Origin of the sequence: Flavobacterium sp. Sd200 (assembly GCF_009826935.1) — a bacterium.
Classification (GTDB): domain Bacteria; phylum Bacteroidota; class Bacteroidia; order Flavobacteriales; family Flavobacteriaceae; genus Flavobacterium.
The window spans coordinates 141,570-168,054 of sequence record NZ_WUMN01000007.1; the positions used below are offsets into that span (position 1 = coordinate 141,570).

The window sequence follows — 26,485 nt, forward strand, 5'->3', positions numbered from 1 at the left end:
CCTTTACTGATGTAAGGGCGGTTTTTTTGTTTGGATGAGGTTTTCTGTGTTTTATGTTAAAATTTATTAGGTATGTTTGTGGAAAATACTAAATGCATAATATTGAACAATTTTTATCGGAGTTTCATGAAAAAGACGCTAAATTAGTTTTTGATTTTTTTATTGTTTTTTCGAGATTTGAGTATTCTCTAAAAAGGTCTGGATTTGTTATTAGTCCACGTGGACATGCCGAACCTGATTGGGGAAAATTTATAAAGTCGGTTGAAAATCAATTTAATTATTGCTTAAGTCAAAAAACCGATTTGTTAGAGGCAGCTAAATATATAGAGAATGCTCCTCCAAAACAGCAAATAGTGGCAGGTAATGAACTTGAATGGAAAGACACCAGTTTTAATAGTCGTTTTTCATTCGCTAAGAACCTCTCTTTCTTTATAAGAATTATTAGAAATAATCTTTTTCACGGAGGGAAATTTCCTGGAAGATTCGAAAAAGATGTTGCACGAGACCACCAATTATTAACTAATGCGTTGATAATTTTAAATTGTTGGATAGAACTTAATCCTGATGTGTGTACTAATTTTATGTCTAAAATTCATGAATAGTATGGTTTAATAGCTACAAGGTTTACAAAACATTAGTGTTCGGAACACGAATAAGGTCAGTTCAGCTCCGTTAGGAGCGACATGTCTATAGAAAAATGTATGTGATTTCTGTTAGCTTCGTAGAAGCGGCATTTGAAAAATTAATATGCCACCCCTCCGGGGCTTTGTAACCTCTTGTATTTATAGACTATAAACATATCGTCCCTTTGGAACTTAGCTTACAGTACAAAATTATCTTCCTAATACCTGTGTTTATAAAACCTTACAGGTTTAAAATAGCCGTACATATAAATTTAGATATATTCGGTAAAAAGTTTTTAACCCCATGCACAACCTTTAGCCTGGCTTTAATATATCTTTAATACTCTGCTGTTTAGCTTTTTATTAAATTTAGGTATAACAAAAAAGAAAAAGCCATGAAAAAGATACTTACACTTTTGCTTTGCACGGTTATGTTGTGTGCATGTTCTGACGACGACGATAATGCAAACGGCAACAGCAACCTTAACGGTAGCTGGAATATGGATACCTATACCGCCTTTATGGATGTTTTGCCCGTGCTCGAAGAGGGCGATATTACATGGACGTTTACCAATAACGGCGCAACACTTACAGTAAACAACACTGTTCAGGATGAATATCCTTACATGCTGGCGTCGGGTACTTATAGCGTAATTGCACAAAGCAACTATGTTTCTATAAATGTAGCCGAGGGCGAGTTCCAAAAATATGATTATACTGTAAACAACGGTATTTTGGTGCTTACCGATACCAACGAAAGCGGCGACGGCCCTGTTATACAGTTTAGTATGAATTAGTACTGGTGTTCCATTTCGACGATAGGAGAAATCTCTTGTAATAATAATTAGAGATTTCTCCACTTCGCCACGTTCGAAATGGAATATCTTTCAACCAATACCTAAAACCCTTTACCCAATACCTTTTACCTATTTCCCAATACCCCAACCGTAATTCTGTATCATCTTTCCGCTCATCTGTATAAGAAGCATGGCGCATTGAGGGCATAACTTTGCCTTATCAATAACAATAAAAATAACAGTCATGTCTAAAACAATTTTTATAACAGGAGCCTCAAGAGGATTTGGTAAACTATGGGCAGAAGCCTTTTTAAAACGCGGAGACAGGGTAGTGGCCACCGCCCGAAATACAGATGCACTTAACGATCTTGTGGCTCAATATGGTGATGCTATACTGCCTGTAAAACTCGATGTGAACAATCGCGCCGACAGTCTTGCAGCCGTTGCAAAAGCTAAAGAACACTTTGGTACTATAGACGCTATAATCAACAATGCCGGTTACGGACATTTTGGAACAATCGAAGAAACCACTGAAACCGAAGCCCGCAACCAAATTGAAACCAACGTTTTTGGTTTGCTATGGATAACCCAGGCCATTCTTCCGGTATTCAGGGCTCAGGGACATGGGCATATCATACAGGTAAGCAGTATTTTGGGCATTGTTACATTGCCGTTGCTTGGGGTTTATAACGCTTCTAAATGGGCGGTTGAGGGCATTAGCGAAACACTTGCCCAGGAAGTAAAACAGTTTGGAATCAACGTATCGTTGGTGGAGCCTAACGGATATTCTACCGACTGGGGTGGTTCAAGTGCTGTGCAAAGCGAACCAATAGAGGTGTATGACAACCTGCGCCAGTCTTTTGCCGAAACTGCACAGCAGGATGGTTTTTATGGCGATCCGGAAGCTACATCTGAAGCTATACTTAAACTGGTAGATGCACAACAGCCTCCATTACGCCTGTTTTTAGGTAAACACACGCTGCCATGGGCTAAACAGGTTTATGAAAGCCGTATTGCCGAATGGAACGAATGGGATGAAGTAGCTGTTGCTGCACACGGAAATTAATATGTCATTATTTTGTAAATTAGCAGTGCCCAATTCCGGGCACTGCTTTACCTTTTTATGTTATGAAACATTATACCAGTATTAGCGAACTGAACCGCGATGCGGGTTTTCCTGCACCCGAAAATCCTTTTTTGGGACTTGTGGAATGCGAAAAGCTTAATCCTTGTGATATAACCGAAGGGGCTTTTACGAGCGATTTTTATGCTATTATGTTTAAAAAGATGAAAGCCGGTGTTATTAATTACGGGCGCACACGCTATGACCATGAAAATGGGTCGTTGTCTTTTATAAAACCCAGACAGATCGTAGAGATTAAAGATGTAGAGCTTGAAGAGCGGGGCTTTATTATCTATGTGCATGAAGATTACCTTAACGGACACATACTGCACAATGATATTAAAAAGTATGGGTTCTTTGATTATGAGGCGAATGAGGCACTGCATCTTTCGCCCCGTGAGGAGGAAATTATATGGGAACTTTTTACAAAGATTACAACCGAATATAATAATACCCAGGACGAGTACACCCGCGATATTATACTTACGCACATAGATTCGATACTTAAATATTCGCAACGCTTTTATAAGCGGCAGTTTATTAACCGTACAGAGCTTTCGGGCAAAACAGTATCTAAATTTAATGAATTGCTAACGTCTTATTTTGATAGCGGAAAGTTAAAGCTTAACGGGCTGCCCAATGTAAAACAAATGGCAGAAGAGCTAAATACCTCACCGCGCTATCTGAGCGATTTGCTAAGACAGGAAACCGGGAAGACCGCGTTAGAGCTTATACATATTTTTCTTATCGCCGAAGCTAAGAACATGCTGCAAAGTACTGCAAACACTGTAGCTGAAACAGCCTATGTGTTAGGGTTTGAAAATCCGCCCTATTTTTCGCGGCTGTTTAAAAAGGAAACCGGGCTAACACCTGTAGCGTATCGAAACCAGTTTTTAAATTAAGGTTTGTTACTGTGGGAATACTTTAAATATTGTAAGCATAAATATGTAGTAGAGGCTCAAAGTTTACAGATTGCTTTTTTTACGCATCGTCACTGCAAGTTACGAAGCAATCTTTTTTTGTAAATGTTGTCTTTTGTGTTGCCGCAATAATTTTATGCACCCCGAAGTACTTCCAAAAAATCTTCTCTTAAAATTTCTGAGGCACCAAGGCTTTCAAGGTGGTCGTTGTGCACCTGGCAGTCCAAAAGCCTGTAGTTTTCCTGTTCCAGTTTTTTTGCAAGGGCAATAAATGCCACTTTACTGGCATTGGGCATTAAAGAAAACATGCTTTCGCCGCAAAAAATATGACCAAGGTCTACGCCATATAATCCGCCTGCAAGCTGTCCGTCATACCATACTTCTACTGATTTTGCATAGCCAAGTTCGTTCAGTTTACAATAGGCATTAACCATTTCGGGAGTAATCCATGTGCCGGGCTGTCCGTCGCGCTTAACGGTGCGGCAGTTGCTTATCACATCTCTAAAGGCAGTATTAAAAGTAACCGTAAACATGTTTCGGTTCAGTATGTTTCTCATGCTTTTAGAAACCTTGAGGTCGCAAAAAAACAGTACCATGCGCTCCGGAGGGCTCCACCATAATATGGGTTCATCATCTTCAAACCAAGGAAAAATACCATTACTGTAGGCAAGCATCAGTCTTTCGGGACTAAGGTCTCCGCCAATGGCAATAATGCCTTCGGGCGAGGCATAACTAACCGGAGGGAAAAACAGCTCACGCGATAAATAGTACATAGTAAATGGTATAAAGCATTATAAAGTTAGGCAATATTAAAAAAGCAGAACGATAATTAGTAGTGCAAAATTATAAGCGTTTTCTTTAAAAAGCAAAACCCCCACGAAAGTCGTAGGGGTTGCTATAATTACGAATTAAACTTAGAATCGAGTTCAATCTAAAATCTTAACTCTAAAATCTAAGAATTAATAACGGTAGTATTCCGGTTTAAACGGACCTTCTACAGCCACACCAATGTAAGCAGCCTGGCCTTCGCTAAGCGTTTCAAGTTCTACACCCAGTTTGGCAAGGTGTAACGATGCTACTTTTTCGTCAAGGTGTTTAGGTAGCATGTACACTTCGTTTTTATAGTTTGCACTGTTAGCCCAAAGCTCTAATTGTGCAAGTGTTTGGTTTGTAAACGAGTTACTCATTACAAAGCTTGGGTGGCCTGTTGCACAGCCAAGGTTTACTAGACGGCCTTCGGCAAGTATAAGTATGTCTTTACCGGCAATAGTATATTTGTCTACCTGAGGCTTGATCTCAACTTTACTTGCTCCGTGGTTGGCATTAAGCCATGCCATATCAATTTCGTTATCAAAGTGGCCAATGTTACAAACAACTGTTTTATCTTTCATTTGCTCAAAATGGCGGCCTACCACGATGTCTTTATTACCGGTAGTAGTTATAATAATATCGGCGTTTGCAATAACGGTATCCAGTTTTTTAACTTCATAACCGTCCATAGCAGCCTGTAGTGCACAAATAGGGTCTATTTCAGTAACCGTAACAATAGATCCTGCCCCACGGAACGAAGCGGCTGTACCTTTACCTACGTCGCCATAACCGCACACAACTACACGTTTACCTGCAAGCATAAGATCAGTAGCGCGGCGCACTGCATCTACAGCACTTTCTTTACAGCCGTATTTGTTGTCAAATTTAGATTTTGTAACGCTGTCGTTAACGTTTATTGCAGGAACAAGCAATGTTCCGTTTTTCATTCTTTCATAAAGGCGGTGTACACCTGTAGTAGTTTCTTCGCTTAAGCCTTTAATTTCGGCAACAAGCTCCGGAAAACGGTCAAATACCATGTTTGTAAGATCGCCACCATCGTCAAGGATCATGTTAAGTGGTTTACGGTCTTCGCCAAAAAACAGGGTTTGCTCTATACACCAGTCAAACTCTTCTTCGTTAAGGCCTTTCCATGCATAAACCTGTATTCCGGCAGCGGCAATTGCAGCAGCAGCATGGTCTTGTGTAGAAAAAATATTACAAGAACTCCAGGTAACTTCTGCACCAAGAGCCACAAGGGTTTCTATAAGTACGGCAGTTTGAATTGTCATGTGCAGGCATCCTGCAATACGCGCACCCTTAAGGGGTTGCTGTGCGCCAAACTCACTGCGAAGTGCCATAAGCCCCGGCATTTCGGCCTCTGCAAGCTGTATTTCTTTTCGTCCCCATTCCGCAAGCGAAATATCCTTTACCTTATAAGCCACAAAAGGCGTTGTTGTAGTACTCATGAATATTGTATATTTGTATTAGCAAAAATTTTTGCAAATTTAGTAAATTGGTTTTATTTGTACCCTTTATAAACCTAATAAATGCCTTTATATAAATCTTTTACTATTAATGACGGTACCCGGCTGTTGGTTTGGAAGAATACTGAGAGCCTGGAAGATTTATATGCAGCTGTAAAGCTTAAAGATGCCTGTGTGCTTAGAATGAGCGGAATGAAGTCTGAATTGCACAGAAAAGCCTTTTTGGGAGTACGAATGCTTTTGCAGGAGATAGGGTATTCTGACTTTGACCTGTTTTATGATGCCGAAGGCAAGCCGCACCTAACGGATGGCATGAATATATCGATTACACACTCTTATTCTTTTTCGGCTATAATAGTAAGCCGTCAAAATGTAGGGATCGATATGGAGCTGAGGCGCGAAAAAGTAATTACCATTGCCGAGAAGTTTTTAGAGACGGAGTTTGCCTATTTAGACCCTACACATCTTACCGAATATGTGCGCAAGCTTATAGTTTTGTGGGGGGTAAAAGAGGCGGTTTATAAAATGATATCGCGCAGTGGGCTTAGTTTTAAGCAAAACATTGAGGTGCCTCTGTTTTTAATGGAAGATGCAGGTGGGGTGGCAAAGGTTGATTTTGAGGAGATAAAGGAACAATATCCTTTTTTCTTTGAAGAGATTGAAGATTTTACCCTGGTATACTGCCTTGGGTAACTAATTTGTTTATAAATTTACAAATGCACGAAGTTGCTGAATTCCTATTTGGCCAGTACAGGGGCTATAGTGTTTTACAGATAACGCTCGAAACCATTGCCGTATTTTTAGGTATTGCGAGCGTAATTTTATCAAAAAAAAACAGTATCTTATTGTATCCTACGGGATTGATTAGTACTATTATATATATTTATCTACTATATGACTGGGAGCTTTATGGCGACCTCGTTATTAACCTATATTACTTTTATGTAAGTATTTACGGATGGCTTTTGTGGAGTGGTAAATATGGAAATAGCAATGATTATCTAAAAATAACGATAAATTCACGAAGAGATTATCTAAAATGCGCTTTAATTTTCATTTTTTCTCTTATATTTGTTTCCGGAATTTATCTTTTTCTTGACAGGTTCGATAAATGGTGGGCGTATGCCGATATATTTATGACCGGGCTGCTATTTGTGGGGACATGGCTGCTTGCTAAAAGAAAACTCGAAAACTGGCTTTTTTTGATTGCCGGAGATGTTATCGCTATTCCGCTTTTTTACCTTAAAGGCTATACGCTTACAAGTATTTTAAATGTATTTTTAACACTAATTGCCATATATGGCTATGTAGCATGGAAGAAAATTTTACAAGACAAAAAGTCGATACCATTACAATAACAATTTATGCAGAGAAAGACAGTAAACCCACTGCAGCTTTGCTTAATAAAGAGCCCTTTGCTGAAGAGAAAAATAACAGACAACTTTTTTTTAAAGCAAAAGATATAGATACTGTAAACACCCCAAAAACATCTGACCTTGCCATAGTTATTGCTCCCGAAGAAAAGAAGAAAGCCAATGAGCTTGCCGACATGCTAAGGATGCAAAGCAACCCAAGGCTAAGGGTTACTGAAGGTTATAACGACGTTTTTGCAAAAGTGTCGTGTATTGTAAACCAATTGGAAAAAGCTCTAACGCTTGGATTATCTGTAACCGATTTTGTACAGGTGTACAACAGGAATATACATATTGATAAAATTGAGAGTCAGATTGACATATTCAGAAACGGTATTGCAAAGATATTGTTAGAACGTCCGGCTATTATTAACGATGGGGTTGTTTCTTTGGCTAAAGAAGAGGCTTTGGAATATGCCCAGTTTTTTGAAGGCAAAAAAGAAAAATATAAGCTTAAAAAGTTCGTTCCGGCATCGGGTGCTGCAACGCGCATGTTTAAGTTCCTGCACGATTTTATCTCTAATTACGATCCTGCCAAAGAAACTATAAACGGTTACATAAACCGCACTAAAGACAACTCGCTGCAGGTGTTTTTGCTTGGCCTTGAAAGGTTTCCTTTTTACAACGAAATTGCCGCAGAGGCCGAAAAACACATTGTTTATCCTGAAGGTGATGGCGAAAACGTAAGGGAAGATGCCCGCAATTACAGTTTTATAAAAACCATGATGAGCGAGCAGTTCTTTGATTATGCCAATAAGCCAAAAGGTATTATACCTTTCCATTGTTATGATGGTTTTGGTGCCACACCTATATATGAGCACCTTCGCGAAAGCGTTGCCTATGCGGCCTCGTGCGGGCAAACGCATGTGCATTTTACCATTTCAGAAAATCACCTTAACGGATTCCTTGATTCTATAAACGAAGTAAGGGCAAGGGTAGAAGAAGAAAGCGGAATTAAAATAAGCTTTAACTTTACCTATCAGCACAAGGAAACCGATACCCTTGCGGTAGATATGGACAACAAGCCATTTAGGGATGAAAAAGGCAAACTGCTTTTCAGGCCGGGTGGACATGGTGCCCTTATAGAAAACCTTAACCGTTTGGATGCCGATATTGTGTTTGTTAAAAACATAGACAACGTTAGGCATACTAAAATGGAGACTATTGCTACCTACAAAAAGGCACTTGCCGGTATGTTGGTAGAATTGCAGGAAAGGATTTTCCATTATCTTGAACGCATAGAAACTAACGAAATAAGCGAGGCAGAGCTTGACGAAATTATAGATTTTGCAGCCATTAAGCTATCGATGGATATTTCTCCCGATTTTGATAAGTTTACTTTAGAAAACAAGTTCTTATACGTTAAAGAGCTTTTGGACAGGCCTATCCGTGTGTGTGGTATGGTTAAAAACGAAGGAGAGCCGGGCGGTGGGCCATTTTGGATTAAAGGTAAAAGAGGCAGGGTGACATTGCAAATTGTAGAAAGCTCTCAAATAGATCTTGATAACAAAATACAAAGCCATATTTTCTCGCAGTCTACCCACTTCAATCCGGTTGATTTAGTATGTGGTCTTAAAGATTATAAAGGCAGCAAGTTTGACCTTACTGAATATGTAGATCCTAATACCGGTTTTATAGTATATAAGAACAGGATGGGCAAAGATGTAAAATCATATGAGTTGCCGGGCTTATGGAACGGTGCAATGGCCGGATGGATAACTGTTTTTGTAGAGGTTCCGCTTAAAACATTTAATCCGGTTAAAACCGTTAACGACCTGCTTAAGCCTGCACATCAGGAACCGGTTTAATAAATACAGTGAACAAAGAAAAAATAGTAAGCGAGCTTACTTTTAAAGCCGTGCGCAGTAGTGGTGCCGGCGGACAGAATGTAAATAAGGTAAGCAGTAAAGTAGTACTTGGATTTAATGTTAATGCTTCATTAGCTTTGAGTGAAGCCGAAAAGATTCTCGCGCTTACACGATTAGCCAGCCGTCTTACTGATGATGGTACGCTTATATTGCAATGTGATGAAGATCGTAGCCAGCTTAGAAATAAAGATATTGTTATAAAAAGATTCTTTATGGTAATGGAGGCAGCCTTAAAAACAGATAAGCCACGCATTGCTACAAAAGTGCCTAAAGCGGTTATCAAAAGACGCATTGAGGGCAAAAGGCGTTTGTCTGACAAGAAACAGAACAGACGAAAGCCGGATGTTTAGATTTCAGATGATAGATTTGAGATATTAGACTGAAGATAATAGATAATAGACCCTGCCAAACGGCAGGGTTTGTTGTTTAATATATCTTTTTTCTAAATTAGTTTACAGCGTGAATATCGCAAAGTTGTGCCTCCTTTGCACAACTTTGCGGTAAAATTCATGAGCTACCTAATAACCAAATCCACAAATCATCAAATTAACGCATCCGCAAATTAACAAATAATCAAAATAATTATTTACATTTGCCGCGTCTCAAAGGGGTGCCCTAAATAATCGGGCTGAGATCATACCCAAAGAACCTGGGCGGGTAATGCTGCCAAGGGAAATTAAGGCAAGTAATACAGAGTGCACGCTGTAGATATTGCTTTTACTAACTATTTTAAATTAACAAATAAGGATAATTGCCCCTTTTATTCGTAAACATTATTTTACGGATGAAACTTTTATTCCATTCTTACAAAGACACTAAGGCGCTTAGACGCTTAGGTGCTAAAACACTTCTCACTTCATTTATTGGCTTTACAGCCTATGCGCAGCAACCTCCGGCTAAGGACAGTATTAATACACTTGATGAGGTTCTTGTGCAGGCCGTTCGTGTAAACAGCAATACTCCGGTAACATTTAGTAATGTTAGCAAAGAAGAGCTTGCTCCCCGCAATTTGGGTCAGGACATCCCTATTTTGCTTAACTATTTACCGTCTGTAGTAACCACTTCAGATGCAGGTAACGGTATAGGATATACAGGCATTCGTGTGCGTGGTGCCGATGCCAGTCGCGTAAACGTTACGCTAAACGGTGTGCCATTAAACGACTCTGAATCGCAGGGAACGTTTTGGGTTAACATGCCCGATTTTGCATCTTCGGTAGAAAACATACAGCTACAACGCGGTGTAGGTACCTCCACAAACGGGGCGGGAGCTTTTGGAGCCAGCCTTAACCTGCTTACAGATGCCTATAAAAAAGAGTCGAGCGGAGAAATATCTAACTCTTTCGGCAGTTTTGGTTCGCATAAGCATACGCTAAAATTCAGTACCGGGCTTATGAACAATAATGTTGAACTATCCGGACGCGTTTCAAATGTTGGTTCAGACGGATATGTAGACAGAGCATCGTCCCGTCTTAAATCTTATTTTTTACAGGGAGCCTATGTAGGGAAAACTACGCTTATTAAAGCCCTTGCCTTTGGCGGAAGCGAAAAAACCTATCAGGCATGGAACGGTCTTGATGCCGAAACACTTGCCTCTAATAGGAGGTTTAATTACTCCGGCCAGTATTTTGACGATGCGGGCAACGAGCATTTTTACAAGAACGAAACCGATAACTATCAGCAGGATCATTTTCAGTTACACTGGAACGAAAGGGTTACCGATAGCTGGAGTACAAATATGGCATTGCACTATACCAAAGGGCGTGGTTATTATGAAAACTACCGCGACGACAAAACGCTTAGTGATTATGGCATAACACCGTTAATTATAGATGGGGCTTTGAGGGAAGAGGGTGACCTTGTTACCCGCAAATGGCTTGACAACGATTTTTATGGTGCTACATTCTCGGCAAACTATAAGTCGGCTAAACTGAACGCTACCTTTGGAGGTGCCTGGAACAAGTATGAAGGTGCACACTTTGGAGAGGTTATATGGTCTCAGTTTTCAAACAGTGTTCGCCCTAACGACCGTTATTATGATAACGATGCCACTAAAACCGATTTCAATGTTTTTGGAAAGGCTACTTATCAGCTAACAAACTCGCTTAGTGCTTTTGGAGATTTACAATACCGTCGTGTGCATTATGATGCTACCAATGTTGTAGAGAGCAGCTCTTGGGCTATTCCGGTAGATGATACCTTTAACTTTTTTAACCCAAAGGCAGGTTTAACGTATACGGTTAACGGTAACAATAATATTTACCTTTCGTATGCCCGTGCCAATAAAGAGCCACGCCGCAATGATTATGAGAACGGTGCTTTTAAATCGGAAAGCCTGAACGATTTTGAGTTGGGTTGGAGATACAAACACGGGCGCAGTACCATAAACGTAAACGGCTACTACATGAGGTATAAAGACCAGCTTGTGGCTACAGGAAACCTTGACGATGTAGGATCGCCTATATATACCAATGTAAAAGACAGCTATCGCATGGGGCTTGAAGCCGATGCTACACTTTATATAACAAACCGTTTAGTATGGAGGCCAAATGTGGCACTGAGCGACAATAAAAACATCGACTTTAATAACCAAACTACTGATGGTCCTGTAAACCTGGGCGATACTAAAATTGCGTTTTCTCCAAGTGTAATTGCAGGCAGCCAGATAATTGTTATTCCTGCAAAAGATTTTCAGGTGGCGTTTTTGTCTAAATATGTTGGAGAGCAATATATGGACAATACCGAAACGGGGGACAGCAAGCTAAAAGGCTATTTTGTAAACGACCTTAATATTACCTATGAGCTTAAGAATATTCCGGTATTTAAATCGGTAGTATTTAGCGGGCTTGTAAACAATATTTTCGACGAGCAATATATCTCTAACGGCTATATGTATGGCCCATATCCGTACTACTTTGCACAGGCAGGTATAAACTTCCTTGCAGGGGCAACGCTTAAATTTTAATTGTTTTAGTTTACTATTTTATTCTGTGAGATCCTGCCGTTGTGTATTTTCGGCAGGATTTTTTATATAAACCAGTTTAAGATCTCTGTGCCGATATTTTCGTTCAGCACATTACTGTCTGGCTTAAAAATAGAAATTTTACCAATCCCGCATTGATGATGTGATTCTTTATTTTCTTTAATGTTTTCAAAGCTTTTGAAATCAGGTTTCCGGGTTGTGTAATGCGGATAAAGCAATATTGCGCAATTAGATTTCCAATAGTCATTATACACATACATTTGCCTTAAATCATGTGTAGACGGCACACTGTAATGAATGTTCTTCCATTTTGTATCTATAATAAAGACTTCAGTTTCATTTTTTGTAATTACAATGTCAGGCCTAATAGTAATGCCATTCCAAAAATGAAGCGACTGTTGCCCACTAACCGTAAAACCATTTGTTGCAGCCTCTTGCAGCCGTATTAAAATATATTCTTCCCAAAGCGTATTCATATCAAAAAGCAACGCCAGCATTTTTTCATTTCCTTTAGATATGTTTGGTGCATAGTTCAGGATAATAAGCCTTGCAATGGCAAGTGCAGTATCATAAGGTTTTGTTTTGCGCGATACGGGAATTTTTGTAAACGTATCTGCAGTTGCCTTAATATCTTTTACTTCCGGAAAATCCAGTTGAACAGATTTGCATTTGCCATACAGGTAACCTCCTTTAGTGCATTGCGCTATAATATTGAGTGCCTTGGCTATTATTTGATGGATAAGATGATCTTTATCATACACCTGATGCGAAGTATAGAAACGCTCTTTGTGCACGAGGTTTTTGGCAATGTGCCCTGCAAACTCAAGCTTGCCTTTAAGAGCCTTTACATTTCCGGTTTGTTTGTAATACTGTTTTATTAATCCCTGGTGTAGCAGAACCTCTACCTCATTTAAAAACCACTCAAAATAAATGTCGAGCAGGTGTATGTTTTGCTTTGTAACATTAGCTTCACCTACTTTTTGAACTTTGAGTTTTTTCGTAACCCTAAGCATTTCTATTAATGCCTTTTGCCATACAGCTTTCTCATCGCTTATTTGATTGACTGCAATATCAATTTTAGGCAATATTTCTATAGTAAGCCCGTCTGCCTGTATTACACCCACATATTGCTTAAACTTGATACCGTTGTGGCGCACATCAAAATAGCAATCGTTGTGTAATGCATTCAGTTTAGACAATGCCACAAAATGATGTTGTTTGAAGTTGCCACCTATGGGCAAAAACTGATGCTCAAAAACCTGAATGGTGTTATCCTTCATTTTGCAGGGTTACAGGTTTGTTAAGTAATGAGGCTATAGCTTTTTCAATGTCATTAATTTCATTAATAAACTCAAACTTTTTGATTACATCCGGTTTTTCTAAAGTCACTTTTGTAAAAGATGCAAAATGAATGTCTTTAGTATCTTTTACAGTAACAAACCCCTCGCCCAAAATCAGTGCTATCTTTTCGTAATTATGATAAAAGTATTCCTGCAATAACGGAATGATACAGTTTTTAAAAGCGGCCGTTAAAGCTTTGGTGTCATTACTTTTAATGTTAATGAAGTAGGAGTGACCAATGGTGTGGTCTCTGTCTAACAATATTTCTACACGGTTGTTAATAGCCTCTAAAACTTCTCTAAGGTTAAAGCCGTTAAATTCTATGTTTTTTAAAAGATGAGGTTGCGGCATTAATTCTTTAAACGAAAACCTTCTGCGCAAAGCCGTGTCGAGAGCCTCAACACTACGGTCGGCAGTATTCATAGTGCCAATAATATAAAGGTTTGGCGGCACCCCGAATTTTTCTTTGCTGTAGGGGAGGACTACTTCCAACGCTTCTTTATTACCAAGTCGCTTATCTTCTTCTAATAGTGTGATAAGCTCACCAAATATTTGTGAGACATTACCACGATTTATTTCGTCTATGATTAATATGTGATTTTTTATTTCGTCATTTTGTATGGAATCATACTTTATAAGACCATAGTTTGAATATAAATGCATAAGTATACCTTTTACATAAGAAGGATTGTACATCCCTTCGCCAGGTGTATTTTGATACATTTTTAATATATTCTCTATTGATGCAGGATATAGCGGATTTTTATTTTTTGAATCTTTTGGATTTATTTTAAATGTTTTTCCGCCTTTATAATATACATCAAATTCTATATTCCCTGTATTTATAGTTACTTTCTCATTGTCAATAAGATGCTGTTTAAATTTTGAAAGTACTTCCTCAAAATTAGAACTGCTTTTAATTCCTGCCTTTTCGCATAATTCTTTAAAGACTCCAGATACAACGTCATATGTTACATCTCCATTATTAGTCTCAGGCTTTATGCCCTCAATAAAATCTTCATAACTCATACTTTGATGAAAGGTAGAGAATACTATTTGCCCGTTAGAGACTAAATTTTCATACTCTTCGTTTACGATTTTTCTTTTTTCGTAAGTACTTATTTCATCATCAAATATTAAATCGGGATTGGCAATTTGTACAGCCAATTCTTTGGTGTTGTAGGTTTTACCCGTACCCGGTGGGCCATATAGAATTTTGTTCAGTGGATGTTTTGAAAGTATAATTTTGAAAGTCTCCTCTTCATATTCCCATTCTAAAGGTTGTTGTTGAAGTCTTTCCGATGATATATTTACTTTATAATATTTGTTAAATAGTACTTTGTTCGCTTCATTTATATCGGCTACTTCATACAACGTACTATATCCGCTGGGTAACCATGCTCTTTTGTCTTGCGATAATTTAATGGTATTGTTTACAATCGGTTCGGCAATTATTTTAATGCTCCTGGCCTGATAACCTTCCTCATCAATATCTTTTTTTATATCATCAGGAAGTTCTATTATTTCACTTGTAATTTTGCAAAGTGGTCCCAATTTATCCTTACCGTAAGTGATGTAAACATAATCGCCTATTTTTAGATTATTAGTAAAGTAAATACCCTGCCCTTTTTTTGTTGCTGAATGCATTGAGATAAGGTTTAACTTTTCTAATCGTTCTACAATATTGAATTTCGTAAAGCGAGTTGATTTAAAGTAGTCACCCATAGAAAATTTGAAGATGGGGCGGTCGCCAATGTCAATATTTAGATACTTAGATTTGACAGGGAAACCAATTTTCTCTAAAAATTTATTAGTAGGAATCCCTCCGGAAAGAGAAGGGATACTCTCTTGGGGAAAATCTTTAGCAAATATTTCGGTTGCTTCTCTAAAGACAACTTTAGGAGGATATAATTTACCATTATATGAAACATCGTAAATCGAACTATTGTAATATCTATCCCATCCGTTTATATCTAAAGATTCTATTGCCTTTTCAATAGATTTTTTCCAAGCTAAGTTATATTCTTCTTCTGTCATTGTTTTGTAAATTATAGTATCGTAAACCTACCAAATTTTAACAGAAAAAAATAAGGAAATCCTCACTTGTAAAAAATATAATATTCCTTAATCAGCAACCACATTCCTCAATTCATGCCTGTACTGTGAGGCACTGCGGCCTGTAATTTCTTTAAACGATTTATTAAAGTGGCTAAAATTGTTAAACCCGCTTTCGTAGCACACGTCGGCAATGCTCATAGAGTTTTCAGCCAGTAGTTTACAGGCGTGTACCACACGGTATTCATTTACAAAATGCACAAAGGTTTTTTTTGTCATTTTTTTAAAATAACGGCAAAAAGAAGGTACGGTCATACTTGTTTTTTCGGCCATATCCTCCAGCGCAATAGGAAATTTATAATTGTCTTTTACATAGTTAAACACCATGTTAATGCGGTCGTTGTCCTGTACTTGGGTTTCCAGTGCAAAGCCCTCTGCGTTAAGCACTTTATAATCGTCGGCCTGTTCAAGGTCATAAAGTACTGTTATAAGGCTAAGCAAGCGTTCAAAGGGTAGCATTTCTTTCATGGCTTCAACCCTGTCGCCTATATTCTTTCGGGTTTCGGCACCAAAGGCAATACCGCGTTTGGCTCTTTCAAACAATCCCAACAAATTTCGGGTTTCAGGCAGTACCATAAAACCATCGCCCAAAAAATCGGGTTTCATTTGAACAACGGTTTCCTGTTTGTTACCGGTGGTAATATCGGTAAAGCCACAATGGGGCAGGTTACTGCCTATAAGTATCAGGTCGCCGTCGTTGTAATAGGAGATATGACTGCCAATTTGCCGTTTGCCCGACCCGCCGTTTACATACACCAGTTCTATTTCGGGGTGATGATGCCAGTGGTGCGAACTTATGTTGGCATTTTGCTTATAGCTGCTATAGGTAAACGAGCTCCCAAAAGAGGGTTCTATAAGTTCGAAAGTGGGTCTTAAAGCTTTCATTTTACGAAAATTTTTTCGTTACAAATGTACTCAAAAAGCTGTGATATTTTCCGAAATTAACTAAAAAACGTTTTCGTAAAGTTAATATAGCATATATATATGAAAATATAGATGTAATAATTTTTAAGGTATGTGTGTAATTTAGCAGTGTAGAAATAAAGAAACCAATTAAAGACTATAGATTATGAAGAATGCAATGAAATTCGGTTTAGCATTAGTAGCTTTTTTAACAGCTTTTACAATGCACGCTAACGACACTAACTTTTCTGTAAGTGTAAAATCTGGCAAAGTAATCAACTTTGTTATCAACGAAACTAAAAACGTTCACGTATCAATATACAGCACAGAGAATGTTGCGATATTTGACGAAGTACTTAAAAGTAAAGATGGCAAAATAACAAGAACTTATGATCTTGCTGCCCTGCCAAGCGGAACTTACTACCTTGAAACAGAAACTCCTGCTAAAGTATCTCGCCACGAAATTGTTATTAACGGTGCTACCGCTACCGTAACCGGCAAAACCTTAGCAGACATCTATAAACCGGTTTTAATTAAAAAAGACGGTTTAGTATCTGTAAGCATCCTTAACAACGAAAAAACACCGGTAGAAATAAAAGTGTATGATGAAAACAGCAATGAGCTTTACAGCGAAATCATCAAAGGTGAGCAAACGCTAAGCAAAACGTTTGACATCAGGAACACTACCGCGCAAAACTTCACGCTTGTAACGTCATACAACAACAAAACTTTTGTTGAGACTATTGCAGCGCGATAAATAAAAGAGGTTTGGTTATAGCAGAAATGCCCCACTTAACGGTGGGGCATTTCTCTTTTTGTGTGAGGTGATTTATTTAAATCACCTGCAATCCCAAATCTTTATAGGGCTGTAGCTTTTCGTTATCGCTGTCGGCTTCTGTTATCAATACATCTACTTTAGTAATGGGGCATATAAAGAATGCCTCGGCAGTATCAATTTTTTCGAGGGTAGAAAGTGCAATAATTTGCTGGGCATTCTCTACCATATTGCGCTTTACAAGGCTGTCTTCATAACTGCGGGCCGTAAGTCCAATGGTGTGAATACTGCTTACTCCGAAAAAATAAATATTAGCCCTTACATTTCTTATAGTATCTATAGCCTGTTGCCCAATAGTAGTAAAAGCTGTTTTATACAGCCGCCCTCCGGCAAAAACCACTTCGGCGGTAGGGTGGTCTTCCAGCGCATCGGCTACCGGAAAGCTGTTGGTTACTACCTGAATTTTAAGGTCTTTAGGTATCATTTTTGCCACAGCCAGTACAGATGTACCACCATCCATAAAAATAGTTTGCCCGTTTTTTAAAAAAGGTATGGCTTTTTGAGCCATGCGCAGTTTATGGCTCACATCATATTTTTCGCGATCCCGGTAGTGCTGGGGTATGGTAGAGTTTGCAATTGCACCACCCCTAACGGCTTTTAAAAGCCCCTGTACATCAAGTTCTTTAATATCGCGCCTTACAGTATCTTCAGATACGTTAAGCAAACGGCTCATTTCGGTAAGCTGAACTTTGTTGCCCTTTGTAAGTTGCTCTAATATAAATTGTAAACGTTCTTCTTTTACCATTACGTAAAAATTTACGGCAAAGATACATAAATTTAATATTGCAAAAAGCAGCATATATTTGCAATATATTGCAAATGTTTTATAACTTTGTCGCAAAATTAAGCAAATTATGGAAACCGGACGCAAGACAATAGCAATAGACATGGACGGTGTTATTGCTGATGTAGAGAAACACTACATCGATTGGTATGAAAGAGATTACGGTGTGGTATTAGACAGAAAGTCTATGGAAGGCTTTATGGAGCATGATGCTACCCCTGTAAAAGGTGCCATTGGCAAATTTTTGGTTACCCCGGGCTTTTTTCGAACAGTTCCCGTAATGGAAGGAGCTGTTGAGGCGGTTAAAGACCTTATGAAAGATTATGATGTTTATATTGTATCGGCAGCTATGGAATTCCCATTGTCTTTATACGAAAAACATCAGTGGCTGGCAGAACATTTTCCGTTTATAAGCTGGAAAAACATTATTTTTTGCGGAGACAAAAGCGTTATTGATACCGACTTTTTAATTGACGACCATTGCAAAAATCTTGATTTTTGTAAAGGAAAACCGTTAATGTTTACAGCTTTTCATAACGTTAACCACACGCACCATCAAAGGGTGAACAACTGGAAAGAGGTTCCTGCACTTGTGCGCGATCTGACGCAGCTGCGCAAAAAAGTGCACAATGTGGCCATACCTGCCGTGCCGGAAAACAGAGCGCGTTGGTAAACCTGTGAGTATACCTTATGACTTACAACTTATATAAAATAAGTTAAGTTATTTGCCTGTTATTTTGTGGTTATAAGTATTTACTTAAATTTGGTAAAAATAACCATCAAAATGAAAGAGCAGTTTAAAAAGTTCTTAAACGAAGAGCAGGATCCTAAGGCTATAGAGAAAATTTCTGCAAAGCTTAGCGACCTGTTGATGAAAAATGAAGAGGTGGGCTACATTGGTGTACAAAAAAAGCCTGCCCTTACTGTTTTTCCTGATAGTATAGTGCTTACCAACAAGCGCATCATTATATGCAAGCCTAAAAATTTGGGGTTATCTATGGATTTTACTGATTATCCATGGAGCCTCATTAGTGCTGCTTTTGTAAAAGAGAATATCTTAGGATCTGAGTTTTCTTTTACTACCAATACAGATCTTACCATCTCTATAGATTACATCCCTAAAATACAGGCCCGCAAAATTTATACTTTTGCCAAAGAGCAATTAGAGCTTTTAAAAGAAGCCATTGCAGCACCTGTTTTTACAGCAAGTCCTGAGCCTGCTCCAGTGCAATATACAGAAGAACCTGTTGACGAGATTGAAGAGGTAGAAACAGAAGAAGTTACTGATTTTGCAGAAATTATAAACCACAGTCTTCATGTACCTGAGCCTGAGCCACAACCGGAACCTGTTACTGCAACTCCTGTTGCCGAAGAAAAACAGGAAACTAAAACCGGACTTGCAGCCCTAAGCAAAGAAGAGCTTTTTGAGAAGCTGCAAAACTATAAAAAGCTTTTAGATAACGGACTGATACTACAGGGCGAATATGATGCCTACAAGAAGGAAATACTGGCTTATTTATAGTGTTATTTTATTTGAAATGTTTGTTTAATAGTAACTTTTAATGCTTAAATGCCATGAGTAAAGATATTGAAGAACTTATACCGCACCGTGCTCCTTTTTTATTTGTAGATGAAATAACATCCTTTACAACAGATGAAATAACGGCGGTGTACACGTTTCATAAAACAGAAGTAATGCTAAAAGGCAATTTTCCCGGGTTTAACTTTGTACCGGGAACTATTCTTATAGAATCTATGGCGCAGGCAGGCGGTGCCGGTGTTCGCCTTTTGGGTGTAACCGATGGTATTTTTGCACTGGTGCAAATAGAATCGGCTCAGTTTTTTAAAGGGCTTAGTTTTGGTGAAACTATTACATATGTTATTAAAAATATACGTCTAAGCGAAAAAATAATTAAACAATCCGGTAAGGGTTATGCTGCTGACGGAGTTGTTTTTGAAGCTTCGTGGATGTCTATAAAAATAGATGAAAAACAAATGGCCCGATAGTAAGTATGGAAGCATTTGTAACATCAGCTATTAATAATGGCGTGGGCACCATAACTTTTTTTCATCCGCAGGGCAACTCCATGCCATCAGCCCAGTTAGCTAAACTTACGGAACAAATACAAAGCCTGGGTAATGATGATGCCGTAAACGTTATTGTTTTAAAGAGCGAAGGCGACCGTACTTTTTGCGCCGGGGCATCATTTGAAGAACTTACATCTATAAAAGACTTTGAAGCCGGCAAAGCGTTCTTTTCCGGTTTTGCCAACGTTATAAATGCCATGCGCAAAAGCCCTAAGCTAATCATAGCACGTGTTCAGGGTAGGGCAGTGGGCGGGGGTGTAGGTATTGCCGCTGCGGCTGACTATACTTTTGCTACAACCGCCGCGCAGATAAAACTAAGCGAACTGACCATAGGCATAGGTCCGTTTGTTATTAGTCCTGCCGTAGAACGCAAAATTGGTACATCGGCATTTATGGAACTTTCTGTAAATGCTTCCGAGCTTTATACTGCTCAATGGGCACAGCAAAAAGGCCTGTATGCACAGGTGTTTGACAGTATTGCCGATATGGATACAGCTATTGAAACACTTGCTCATAAATTATCGTTATACAATCCTGAGGCTATGCGATTGCTTAAACAAATTGCCTGGGAAAACACACAACATTGGGATACACTCTTAGCTGAAAGGGCAGCCATGAGTGGCAAGCTTGTATTGTCTGACTTTACGGTTAATGCCCTTGAGGCATTCAGGAAATAGTTGATGGTTGTTAGTTGATGGGATCTTCACCCATGCTGTAATAACAGTAACTGGTAAATCTATAAATTTATAACAGGCATAGGTCTTCGAACAACCAACAACCATTAACCAAAAAACTACATAACATTCTTCTGCTTTTCGCTAAAATGGTCTGCCTGTAGTTCTAAAAGTTCAATAGCTTTCTTTTTCTTGTAATTGTATAGCTCCTTATCCTGCCTGATCTCTGCATATACATCGTCATAAATGCCTGCATCGGTAGTGCGCATCAGTTCACGCTGATGATTGTTTTGGGCAAGATTTACTTTAACGGCTGCCTCGCTGTCTTCTATCTTAAAGTCATATTCTCCTTTTGGTGAAAGCAATTTGGCAATAATAGGGGAAGTTTCGATAGCCAAAAACAGCAGCATAATAAACAGTGATGGCAAAAACGGCAATTTATTAAGCGCATTGATGCGAGCCATAAGTCCATCGAAACCGTCAATAACGGGTTGGGTGTCGCTTACTTTTTTATCAAGGTCAGTTTGCAGGGTTTTGGCCTGTTTTTCGTTTTCGGCAATCTTGGCGTTGTTAGTTTTGCGTAATTCTTCCAGTTCTTTAAGTGCAGCATCGTGCTTTATGCGCTTTTCTGCATATACCGGGCCCTTGCCCATTTTCAGGGTGCCTTTGGTTCCTTCAGCTTCAGTAATATAAGTGGCATACAGGTCGTTTACCTCTTTTTCCTTTTTAGATATCTGAGATTTCAAGCTGTCAGTTTGCGCCTTATTCTTATCTATATCGCCCTTATAAAAGTCTGCTACCTGCTTTTTATTGGCAATAGCCATATTGTTCTTTTCCTTAAGTAATACCGCATTTATTTCTTTTTCAAAGATCTTTATCTCTAAAGGTTTAGAAATTACTATAGCAATAATCACAGCAAGTACTATGCGGGGTGTGGCTTGTAGCAGTTCCTGCCCAAAGCGGTCGCGCTTGCGAATGGTTGAGACAATAAACCTATCCAGGTTAAAGATTAGTAACCCCCATACAAACCCGAAAAATGCCGCTGTGTACACATTGTCGAAAACAGTATAAAGCGCATAAGAAGAAGCTATCCAGGCAAGCAGGGCGGTAAAAAAAACAGTGGCGCCAATACCGGCATATTTGTTTTGTTCTCCATTAGAACAGCTGTAGATAATGGTTTTATCTGCCCCGGAACAGGTAATAAAAAATTGTTTCAGCATAATAATTCGTTTTTGATGTGATGATGTTTAACATGTTTTGCAACAGTCAGATGATTTTAATGATGGTGCTTTTTGTTATGCCTTGATTAGGGGCAGCACCCTGCAAATGTAACGCAAATTTTAATGCAATGTTGTTAAACCACTGTACTACATGTTTTTTAGCGACGAATTATTTTGGTTCTCCTTATTTGTTGACGACTCAATTAGAAAAAAATGTTGTAATTATTTCTTCAATGCGCTTATGTTTGAGGCGTGGCAAAATACAGTAAACAAAAAAATCCGCCACGTTGGGCGGAAATTTAACAACTAACTCAGCAGTTATTTTTGGTCTTCTACAAGTATGGGCATTACGTAGCTGCAACGCACTGCCTTATTTTCCACTGTGGCAGGGCTCCACTTTTTACTTTTTTTAAGCACTTTTGCAACGGCATCTTTTAAATCTACACCGTCAGGTTGGCGCAATATCTCAACGGTGCTAATAGTGCCGTCTTTCTCTACAATAAAAGAGGCATATACCTTTGCACTCTTCTCTTTAAAATCAGAAGGGGTTTTTAGTTTGTCTTTTACATAAGAGTAAAAAGCGGTAGCACCTCCCGGATATTCTGGTTCTTTTTCTACTTCACCCGCGCTATAGATTTTATTTTCCTGATATACTTTAGGCTCTTTAAACAAAGCTTTTTTTGCCTCCATTTGCTGCTTTCTTTTTTCTAAGGCTTCGTGGCGCTCTTCTAAACGAGCGCTTTTATTTTTATGGATAGAGTCTTTTCGTGTATCAAGTCCCTTTTTTTTAGCTAAAAGCTCCTGACGTTTTTGATCCATCGCAGCACGTTTTTTCTCTATTTCTGCTCGGCGTTGTTCAAGTTCGGGGTTATCTTTTACAGTGTCTCTTTGTGCACTAAGCGCATTTCTTTTAGCAATCATTTTTTCCCTTTCAGCCATAGCTCTATCTCTTTCGGCCATTGCTACGACTCTTCTGGTTTCTGCCATTTTTTGCTCTTTGGTTTTTTTGACAGTATCTGCAGTCACATGAGTTACTTTACTTTCGGGAGTTGGATTGGGCGACTGTGCAGCGGCCGGATCTGAATAGATTCCTATAGAAACAACATAGGTTGAATGTTTATATTTTTTATGAGCGTCTTTTACATTCGTATCATAATAATTGTTGGTATAAAGCATGTATTGCGATAGTGCCTGTTTTCCTGTAACAGCATCTGTAAATGCCGGAGAAGAGGTATAAACAGCAAAATCTTCCGGTTTATAGCTGTTAAGCTTACTGTTATCTACGTGTTCATTATCTATAGCAACACTGTATGTTTTTTTATCTTTGAGCGATTCAAATAATTTGTCCGATAATGCTCTTTTCTCTGCAGGCTTAGGCACCGGTGCAAGATATTTGTCTTTTTCAGCTTCTGTTAACTGCTCATAAGGCTTATTTATTATTTTGTCTTTTCCATCGTGAATAACAACATGAACACCTGCATAATAGCTGTCTCTCACCGGGTCTTTTTCTCCGTGTTTTATTGCGTTTTGTTCGGGTAAGGCAATTGCTTCTATCGGATTAACAATAACGGTTTGTGCTACAACTTCTATGCAAAGGGCATAAAGAAGCCCTGCTATTAAAGGCAATGCGGCAAGCTTAAGCACGGTGGCTTTGGCTTTAGGTGTGGCTTTTGTCATCATTTTAAAACGTTTTTTGGTTACACTAAAATTCAGGCTGCTTGCCAATATATAATTTGTGGCAGGTACAGCTTTTTGCAGTAGCAGTTTTTGATAAAAAGTTATATTATGGCTGTGGTTAATCACGCTTTCATCAGCCAGAAACTCGTGGTTGAGCTGTATTGCTTTTTTATAGATATACAGCAGCGGATTAAACCAGAAAATGGTTTTAAGCACTTCTATAAACAATATGTCTATAGTGTGTTTTTGCCTAACGTGTGTAAGTTCGTGTGTGTATAATTCGTTTTCAATACTGTTGCGCTCAAACTCTTCTTTGTTGACGAAAATGTAATTTAAAAAAGTGTGCGGAATCACGCAGTCGTCCACCAGTATCAATGAGGCATTTTCGTGAACAACTGAGCTGTTTTGCCTGATCTGCTTGTTAAAATGCCTGATGTTGTTGAAAAACCTTATACACAAAATCAGGGTTATCATGCCATAAACAGAACAGAGTACAGGCATAGTGTAATCTATAGGTTCTTCGTTTTTTGCTGTCGCTGCAATCAGGTTAATGTTTTCCTGTAACGGCACGGGTGGTGCAACATTTGTAACAACCTCTTTGTATATCGTAAAGCTTAAAAAAGGAATCACTAACGATATTATTAGCGAAGCGAGTAGGTAGAAGCGGTTAAAATGGTGCATTTTTTCGCGCTCCAGAAACAGTTTGTACACAGCTAAAAAAGCCAGCATACTTATTGATGATTTGATAATAAAATCGGTCATTGTTTCTTTTTTTGAATTTCCGAGTCGATAATTTTCCTGAGTTCTTCAAGTTCTGCAGCGGTCATATCGGTCTCTTTAGTAAAGAAAGAGGCAAATTGAGAAGCTGAGTTATTAAAGAAACTTTTAATCATTCCGTTTACCTGTTTGGCAAAGTAATCGGATTTAGGTACCATTGGATAGTATTCCCTAACCTTTCCATATTCGGTATAGCCCACAAAGCCTTTATCAGCCATGCGTTTTAGCATTGTTGCCACTGTGGTGGCTGCGGGTTTAGGTTCGGGAAAAGCTTCCAGTAAATCTTTCATAAATGCTTTTTCTGCTTTCCACAAAAACTGCATTAATTGTTCTTCGGTTTTAGTTAACTGCATATTCTACAAACTTAGATTTAATTCTACAATTATAGATTTGTTTCTACAAATGTAGAATAAAAAATTACACCACAAAATTTATTAACAAAAAAATCCGCCATTTAGTGTGGCGGATTCTTCTTGATTGACTATAATGGTTCTTGGTTGATAGTTTATGGTTCTTGGAAGCTTCACTCAACCAACAACTTATTTAGCTAATTCAGTAAAATGCTTATAAAACAACGGTATGGTTTCGATTCCTTTAATATAGTTAAAGATGCCAAAGTGCTCATTAGGACTATGGATGGCATCGCTATCAAGGCCAAAACCCATCATGATGGTTTTGCTTTTAAGCTCTTTTTCAAACAATGCAACAATTGGAATACTGCCTCCGGAACGTACCGGAATTGGCCTGATGCCAAAGCTTTCTTCATAAGCCTTTGCTGCCGCCTGATAGCCAAGGCTGTCTATAGGTGTAACATAAGCCTGCCCGCCATGGTGTGGGGTAACTTTCACTTTTACACCTTTAGGGGCAATGTTTGTAAAATGCTTAGTGAACAGTTCGGTTATTTCGTTCCAATCCTGTGCAGGTACTAAACGCATGCTTATTTTAGCATAAGCTTTACTGGCAATAACTGTTTTAGCGCCTTCGCCTGTATAACCTCCCCAAATACCGTTCACATCGAGCGTTGGGCGAATCGAGTTGCGCTCGTTAGTGGTATATCCTGTTTCTCCATATACATCCTCTATGTCAAGTGCTTTTTTATAAGCATCAATAGAAAAAGGTGCTTTAGCCATTTCATCACGCTCTTCGCGGCTAAGCTCTTCTACTTTATCATAAAATCCGGGAATGGTAATATGGTTGTTTTCATCGTGCAGTTGGGCTATCATTTTAGCCAGTATATTTATAGGGTTTGCCACGGCACCGCCGTAAAGCCCGCTGTGCAGGTCGCGGTTTGGCCCCGTAACTTCTACCTCTACATAGCTAAGTCCGCGCAAACCTGTAGTAATAGACGGCTGGGTGTTAGATATCATCCCCGTGTCCGAAATTAAAATAACATCACACTTTAGTTTTTCTTGGTTGCGTTCTACAAACCACGCAAGGCTTGGTGATCCTACTTCTTCCTCACCCTCTATCATAAACTTAACGTTGCAGGGCAGGTTGTTGTTTTGCACCATATATTCAAGTGCTTTTACATGCATGTACATCTGGCCTTTATCGTCGCAGGCACCACGGGCAAAGATTGCTCCTTCAGGGTGAAGTTCGGTTTTTTTAATAACAGGCTCAAATGGTGGAGAAGTCCATAGATCTATTGGATCGGCAGGTTGTACGTCATAATGGCCATACACGAGTACTGTTGGCAGGTTTTTATCGATAGTTTTTTCGGCATATACAATAGGGTAGCCTGGGGTTTCGCAAATTTCAACAAGATCGGCTCCTGCTTTTTCAAGGCTTGCCTTAACGGCATCTGCAGTGTTAAATATATCCTGAGAGTAGGCACTGTCGGCACTAACCGACGGTATTTTAAGTAATTCTATAAGTTCGTTTATAAATCGGTCCTTGTGCTGCCCGACATAGCTTTTTATGTTATCCATTATAAATTAGTGATATACGATTGAACTTCAAAAATACGAAAAAATAAAATGTAAAATATTTTACATTTTGCTTTGAATATTGCAAAACTGTTGTACATTTGCACCCGTAATAATGAAACACATATC

General features: G+C 38.8%; 24 protein-coding genes and 1 riboswitch. Of the genes, 14 read left to right on the top strand and 10 right to left on the bottom strand.

The genetic code is table 11. The annotated features are described in order from the left end of the window. The first annotated feature begins 92 nt into the window (after positions 1-92). The 4 genes from GR160_RS16560 (at position 93) to GR160_RS16575 (ending at position 3,445) form a co-directional block, all read left to right on the top strand. The gene (locus GR160_RS16560) at positions 93-602 is read left to right on the top strand and encodes a hypothetical protein (protein WP_160751007.1); all 510 of its coding nucleotides are present in this window, start codon (positions 93-95) and stop codon (positions 600-602) included. A 416-nt stretch (positions 603-1,018) separates the two neighbouring features. Then, on the top strand, positions 1,019-1,420 hold the full coding sequence (locus GR160_RS16565) for a hypothetical protein (RefSeq protein WP_160751008.1): 402 nt from the start codon (positions 1,019-1,021) through the stop codon (positions 1,418-1,420). 244 nt (positions 1,421-1,664) lie between these two features. Beyond that, positions 1,665-2,486: an SDR family NAD(P)-dependent oxidoreductase gene (locus GR160_RS16570; RefSeq protein WP_160751009.1), complete on the top strand. Its 822-nt coding sequence runs from the start codon at positions 1,665-1,667 to the stop codon at positions 2,484-2,486. A gap of 62 nt (positions 2,487-2,548) precedes the next feature. Continuing rightward, complete coding sequence (locus GR160_RS16575) at positions 2,549-3,445, top strand: AraC family transcriptional regulator (protein WP_160751010.1); 897 nt, start codon at positions 2,549-2,551, stop codon at positions 3,443-3,445. A gap of 152 nt (positions 3,446-3,597) precedes the next feature. Here GR160_RS16575 and aat read toward each other — a convergent pair whose 3' ends face one another. Beyond that, positions 3,598-4,236, bottom strand: coding sequence for a leucyl/phenylalanyl-tRNA--protein transferase (gene aat / locus GR160_RS16580; RefSeq protein WP_160751011.1), 639 nt, complete (start codon positions 4,234-4,236; stop codon positions 3,598-3,600). A gap of 186 nt (positions 4,237-4,422) precedes the next feature. After that, positions 4,423-5,739, bottom strand: a complete 1,317-nt coding sequence (gene ahcY / locus GR160_RS16585) for an adenosylhomocysteinase (RefSeq protein ID WP_160751012.1) — start codon at positions 5,737-5,739, stop codon at positions 4,423-4,425. Between the two features lie 81 nt (positions 5,740-5,820). Here ahcY and GR160_RS16590 point away from each other — a divergent pair, with 81 nt between their 5' ends. The 5 genes from GR160_RS16590 (at position 5,821) to GR160_RS16610 (ending at position 11,999) form a co-directional block, all read left to right on the top strand. Further along, positions 5,821-6,450, top strand: a complete 630-nt coding sequence (locus GR160_RS16590) for a 4'-phosphopantetheinyl transferase superfamily protein (protein ID WP_160751013.1) — start codon at positions 5,821-5,823, stop codon at positions 6,448-6,450. A 23-nt stretch (positions 6,451-6,473) separates the two neighbouring features. Continuing rightward, complete coding sequence (pnuC, locus tag GR160_RS16595) at positions 6,474-7,115, top strand: nicotinamide riboside transporter PnuC (protein WP_160751014.1); 642 nt, start codon at positions 6,474-6,476, stop codon at positions 7,113-7,115. Beyond that, positions 7,070-8,977, top strand: coding sequence for a DUF4301 family protein (locus GR160_RS16600; RefSeq protein ID WP_160751015.1), 1,908 nt, complete (start codon positions 7,070-7,072; stop codon positions 8,975-8,977). Before pnuC ends, GR160_RS16600 begins: the two co-directional genes overlap by 46 nt. Positions 8,978-8,985: 8 nt before the next feature. Next, positions 8,986-9,387 (top strand): alternative ribosome rescue aminoacyl-tRNA hydrolase ArfB, encoded by a 402-nt coding sequence (gene arfB, locus GR160_RS16605; protein WP_160751016.1) that lies wholly within the window; start codon positions 8,986-8,988, stop codon positions 9,385-9,387. Positions 9,388-9,633: 246 nt separating this feature from the next. Next, a riboswitch (TPP riboswitch) is annotated at positions 9,634-9,730 on the top strand. A gap of 91 nt (positions 9,731-9,821) precedes the next feature. Further along, positions 9,822-11,999, top strand: coding sequence for a TonB-dependent receptor (locus tag GR160_RS16610; RefSeq protein ID WP_160751017.1), 2,178 nt, complete (start codon positions 9,822-9,824; stop codon positions 11,997-11,999). A gap of 62 nt (positions 12,000-12,061) precedes the next feature. Here the strand turns inward: GR160_RS16610 and GR160_RS16615 are convergent, their stop codons facing one another. From GR160_RS16615 to GR160_RS16625, 3 genes are all read right to left on the bottom strand, one after another. Next, positions 12,062-13,297, bottom strand: coding sequence for an McrC family protein (locus GR160_RS16615; protein ID WP_160751018.1), 1,236 nt, complete (start codon positions 13,295-13,297; stop codon positions 12,062-12,064). Further along, positions 13,287-15,395 (bottom strand): McrB family protein, encoded by a 2,109-nt coding sequence (locus GR160_RS16620; protein ID WP_160751019.1) that lies wholly within the window; start codon positions 15,393-15,395, stop codon positions 13,287-13,289. The genes GR160_RS16615 and GR160_RS16620 overlap by 11 nt, the downstream gene beginning before the upstream one ends. Positions 15,396-15,482: 87 nt before the next feature. After that, positions 15,483-16,358, bottom strand: a complete 876-nt coding sequence (locus tag GR160_RS16625) for an AraC family transcriptional regulator (protein ID WP_160751020.1) — start codon at positions 16,356-16,358, stop codon at positions 15,483-15,485. 184 nt (positions 16,359-16,542) lie between these two features. Here GR160_RS16625 and GR160_RS16630 point away from each other — a divergent pair, with 184 nt between their 5' ends. Further along, a complete protein-coding gene (locus tag GR160_RS16630; protein WP_160751021.1) occupies positions 16,543-17,133 on the top strand; it encodes a hypothetical protein in 591 nt (196 codons plus the stop codon). A 76-nt stretch (positions 17,134-17,209) separates the two neighbouring features. On the opposite strand, the gene GR160_RS16635 is transcribed toward GR160_RS16630, so the two are convergent. After that, the gene (locus GR160_RS16635) at positions 17,210-17,956 is read right to left on the bottom strand and encodes a DeoR/GlpR family DNA-binding transcription regulator (protein WP_160751022.1); all 747 of its coding nucleotides are present in this window, start codon (positions 17,954-17,956) and stop codon (positions 17,210-17,212) included. 109 nt (positions 17,957-18,065) lie between these two features. Between GR160_RS16635 and GR160_RS16640 the strand changes: the two genes are divergently transcribed. The 4 genes from GR160_RS16640 (at position 18,066) to GR160_RS16655 (ending at position 20,760) form a co-directional block, all read left to right on the top strand. Next, the gene (locus GR160_RS16640; protein ID WP_160751023.1) at positions 18,066-18,668 is read left to right on the top strand and encodes a 5'(3')-deoxyribonucleotidase; all 603 of its coding nucleotides are present in this window, start codon (positions 18,066-18,068) and stop codon (positions 18,666-18,668) included. 111 nt (positions 18,669-18,779) lie between these two features. Then, a complete protein-coding gene (locus tag GR160_RS16645) occupies positions 18,780-19,517 on the top strand; it encodes a PH domain-containing protein (RefSeq protein WP_160751024.1) in 738 nt (245 codons plus the stop codon). Between the two features lie 53 nt (positions 19,518-19,570). Continuing rightward, a complete protein-coding gene (locus tag GR160_RS16650; RefSeq protein ID WP_160751025.1) occupies positions 19,571-20,002 on the top strand; it encodes a 3-hydroxyacyl-ACP dehydratase FabZ family protein in 432 nt (143 codons plus the stop codon). A 5-nt stretch (positions 20,003-20,007) separates the two neighbouring features. Further along, positions 20,008-20,760: an enoyl-CoA hydratase/isomerase family protein gene (locus GR160_RS16655; RefSeq protein ID WP_160751026.1), complete on the top strand. Its 753-nt coding sequence runs from the start codon at positions 20,008-20,010 to the stop codon at positions 20,758-20,760. A 116-nt stretch (positions 20,761-20,876) separates the two neighbouring features. Here GR160_RS16655 and GR160_RS16660 read toward each other — a convergent pair whose 3' ends face one another. From GR160_RS16660 to GR160_RS16675, 4 genes are all read right to left on the bottom strand, one after another. Next, complete coding sequence (locus GR160_RS16660; RefSeq protein ID WP_160751027.1) at positions 20,877-21,977, bottom strand: DUF4407 domain-containing protein; 1,101 nt, start codon at positions 21,975-21,977, stop codon at positions 20,877-20,879. 318 nt (positions 21,978-22,295) lie between these two features. Continuing rightward, the gene (locus GR160_RS16665; protein WP_160751028.1) at positions 22,296-24,416 is read right to left on the bottom strand and encodes a M56 family metallopeptidase; all 2,121 of its coding nucleotides are present in this window, start codon (positions 24,414-24,416) and stop codon (positions 22,296-22,298) included. Then, positions 24,413-24,784 carry a BlaI/MecI/CopY family transcriptional regulator gene (locus GR160_RS16670; RefSeq protein WP_160751029.1) on the bottom strand — a complete coding sequence of 124 codons (372 nt, stop codon included), beginning with the start codon at positions 24,782-24,784 and terminating at the stop codon, positions 24,413-24,415. The genes GR160_RS16665 and GR160_RS16670 overlap by 4 nt, the downstream gene beginning before the upstream one ends. A 186-nt stretch (positions 24,785-24,970) precedes the next feature. Further along, positions 24,971-26,359: a dipeptidase gene (locus tag GR160_RS16675; RefSeq protein WP_160751030.1), complete on the bottom strand. Its 1,389-nt coding sequence runs from the start codon at positions 26,357-26,359 to the stop codon at positions 24,971-24,973. Positions 26,360-26,485 lie beyond the last annotated feature (126 nt).